Origin of the sequence: Mesorhizobium sp. M4A.F.Ca.ET.022.05.2.1 (genome assembly GCF_003998845.1) — a bacterium.
Classification (GTDB): Bacteria; Pseudomonadota; Alphaproteobacteria; order Rhizobiales; family Rhizobiaceae; genus Mesorhizobium.
Genome location: NZ_RZOJ01000541.1, coordinates 1 through 3290, shown reverse-complemented (window position 1 = coordinate 3290; position 3290 = coordinate 1). Strand labels below are relative to the sequence as shown.

Here is a 3290-nt window from a genome sequence, read left to right as displayed (position 1 = left end):
GGCGTGAGCGATGGAAGCGATGCACCCAGGTGGCGTAGTTGCCGGCGCCGTTGGTCAGGATGGCGTCGTCGGGCAGCACCTTTTCCAGATAGTTCATGATCGGTCCCATCTGGACGGAGCCGGGGCCGGTTTCCGGCGGCGTCGACCAGTCGAGATAGGCGGCATGCAGCTTGACCGTCTCGCCCGCCCAGGCCGGCGCAGCAGCGGACTTGCGTTTCGAGAAGCCCTCGACAAAGGCGGAAGGTGAGGCGTTGATCGCCAGTGCCGGCCGGTAGACGCGGCCAAGCTCGCCCGCGTCGGCGTGGACATGGACCAGTGTCTGGTCGGGGTAGGGACTTTTCAGCAGCGTATAGTCGGAGGACGGCATCTCGCCCATACGGCCGCCGATGAGCAGCACGAGGTCGGCCTGCTTGATGGCGGTGGCCAGCTTCGGGTTGATGCCGATTCCGACATCGCCGGCATAGTTCGGATGCAGATGATCAAACAGCATCTGGCGGCGGAAGGAGCAGCCAACCGGCAGCGACCATGCTTCGGCGATGCCTTGCATATGCGCAACGGCATCGGCGTCCCAGCGGGTGCCGCCGAGGATGACGAAGGGGCGTTTGGCCTTGGCCAGAAGCTTTTCCAGCGCGTCGAGTTCGGCCTCGCCGGGACGCGTCTCGACCGGGGTATGCGGAAGCGCCGCCGGCGCCTCGACGACGCAGGTCAGCGTGTCCTCGGGCAGCGAGATGACGACCGGGCCGGGACGGCCGGCGGTCGCCACCGCGAAGGCGCGGGTGACGAATTCGGGGATGCGCGAGGCATCGTCGATCTCGACCACCCATTTGGCGATGTCGCCGAAGAAGCGCTTGTAATCGACCTCCTGGAAGGCCTCGCGCTCCTTGGCGTGGCTGGCGACCTGGCCGATGAACAGGATCACCGGGACCGAATCCTGCATGGCGATGTGGATGCCGGCCGAGGCGTTGGTGGCGCCGGGACCGCGGGTGACGAAGCAGATGCCGGGCTTGCCGGTCAGGCGGCCCTGGCAGTCGGCCATCATCGCGGCGCCGCCTTCCTGGCGGCAGACGATGGTGCGGATGGGCGAGTCATGCAGCGCGTCGAGCACGGCCAGATAGGATTCGCCCGGCACGCAGAAGATGCGGTCGGTGCCGTTGGCTTCAAGCGCCTCTACGATCAGTTGTCCGCCGGTTTTCATCGTGCTGATCTCTCCAGTTCGGCCAGGATTTCCTCAGTGTGCTCGCCAAGACGCGGCGAGGGGCGCTCATAGACGAGCGGCGTGCCGGACATCACCATCGGCGCGCGCACCGAGGGCAGGCGATTGCCGTGGCCGTCGTCGAGGTCGAGCCGCATGCCGCGCGCGATGGTCTGCGGATCATCGAACATCTGGCCGATCGTGTTGATCGGGCTCGCCGGCACGCTGGCCGCTTCGAGCTTCGCCAGCAGCGGATCGCGATCCAAGGCCTCGAGCGCCTCGATGATGCGCTCTCGCAGTCTCGCCCGGTTGGCGACACGGGCGGGGTTGGTGGCAAAATCCCGGTTCGATGGCAGATCGTCGAGACCGACCGCCGCGCAGAATTTTTGGAACTGGCCGTCATTGCCGACGGCCAGGATGATGTGGCCGTCCCTGACCGGCAGCACCTCGTAGGGCGCGATGTTCATATGCGCGTTGCCCATCTGCACCGGCGACTTGCCGGAGACCAGATAGTTGAGGTTCTGGTTGCCGAGCGCCGAGATCTGGCTGTCGAACAGCGCCATGTCGATATGCTGGCCCTCGCCGGCCTTCTCGGCATGGCGAAGTGCCGCCTGGATGGCGACCACCGAATAGAGGCCGGTGAAGAGGTCGGAGATGGCGACGCCGGCCTTCTGCGGCTCGCGGCCGGCCTCGCCGGTGATCGACATCATGCCGGCCATGGCCTGGATGATGAAATCATAGCCGGCCCGTGGCGCATACGGCCCGTCCTGGCCGAAGCCGGTGATCGACCAATAAACGAGGCGCGGGTTGATCTTCTTCAGGCTCTCGTAGTCGAGGCCGTATTTCCTCAGCCCGCCGAGCTTGAAATTCTCGATCAAAACGTCGGCAGTGGCGACCAGGCGGCGGAGCGTATCGGCGCCCTCGGGCTTGGAGAAGTCGATGGCGATCGAACGCTTGCCGCGATTGCAGGAGTGATAGTAGGCGGCCGACAGGTTCTCGCCGTCATGGCTCATGACGAAGGGAGGGCCCCATTTGCGGGTGTCGTCGCCGCCGTCGGGGCTCTCGACCTTGATGACGTCGGCGCCGAGATCGGCCAGCAATTGCCCCGCCCAGGGCCCGGCGAGGATGCGGGCGAGTTCGATAACGCGTATGCCTTTCAGCGGAGGCTCGGCCATGGATCACCGTGTTGGGTCGAAAACGCAGCCTCTATCAATCCCGGCCGTCCCTGTCACGGCCCATGCAATAGGCCACGCCGGGATCAGGATTTCAGAACGCTGTCCGCCCATGCAGCGAAATCGGCCATGACGATGTCCCGGTTGACCTCGTTCAGGCTTTCGTGGCGGGTCTCCGGGTAAACCTTTGAAACCAGATTCGAAAAGCCCATCCTCCTTATGCGCCCGGCGAGGTGGTTGACCGCCTTGCCATAATCCGAGGCGGGGTCTTTCTCGCCGCCGAGCAGATTGATGGGGAGGGTGCGGCGCACGCCGGAAAAATTGCCGTCGCTGCCGCCGTAAATCGCCATCTGGACGACGTCCCGCCACATCGACACCGAGGCATCCCAGCCGCACAGCGGATCGGCGACGTATTTCGCCACCTCCGCCTCGTCGCGCGACAGCCAGTCGAACAGGGTCTTGTGGTTGGGCACGGCCTTGCCCCAGGCCCGGAAGGTCAGCCTCGGCAGCAGTCGCGACGGTACGTCGGAACCCAGCCGCATCCTCTCCCAGCCGAGGATGGCGAGCGCCAGCTGACTCAGCAGGCCCTGGGAGAAGTTGCCGTTCCAGATCGCGGCGGCATGGACGCGCGCCGAATGACGCAGAAGGAAGTTCAACGCCACCGACGCGCCCATCGAATGGCCGAAGAGGATGACCGGCACGCCCGGGTGCTCGCCGGCGATCAGGTCGTGGATGGCGGTGACATCGGCGATGACCTTGGCGCCGCCATCGACATCGGCGAATTTGCCGAGCGGCGCATCCGGCGCCCTGGTCGCGCCGTGGCCGCGATGGTCCTGCACATAGACATGACAGCCGCGCTTGGCGAGGAAATCGGCGAAGCGGGCATAGCGCGCCGCGTGCTCGGCCAGTCCATGATTGATCTGGAC

General features: G+C 65.6%; 3 protein-coding genes. All 3 read right to left on the bottom strand.

What is annotated here, in order from left to right:
* The coding region (locus tag EN745_RS32315; protein ID WP_127423123.1) for a thiamine pyrophosphate-binding protein at positions 1-1195 on the bottom strand (1195 nt) is incomplete at its 3' end.
* Positions 1192-2367, bottom strand: coding sequence for a CaiB/BaiF CoA-transferase family protein (locus tag EN745_RS32310; protein WP_127423122.1), 1176 nt, complete (start codon positions 2365-2367; stop codon positions 1192-1194). The genes EN745_RS32310 and EN745_RS32315, both read right to left, overlap by 4 nt.
* Before the next feature lie 83 nt (positions 2368-2450).
* The coding region (locus tag EN745_RS32305; protein ID WP_145992258.1) for an alpha/beta hydrolase at positions 2451-3290 on the bottom strand (840 nt) is incomplete at its 5' end.

Coding starts and splice junctions, on each gene's coding strand:
- EN745_RS32310 (WP_127423122.1), bottom strand. CDS start 2,367: ATGGCCGAGCCTCCGCTGAAAGGCATACGCGTTATCGAACTCGCCCGC.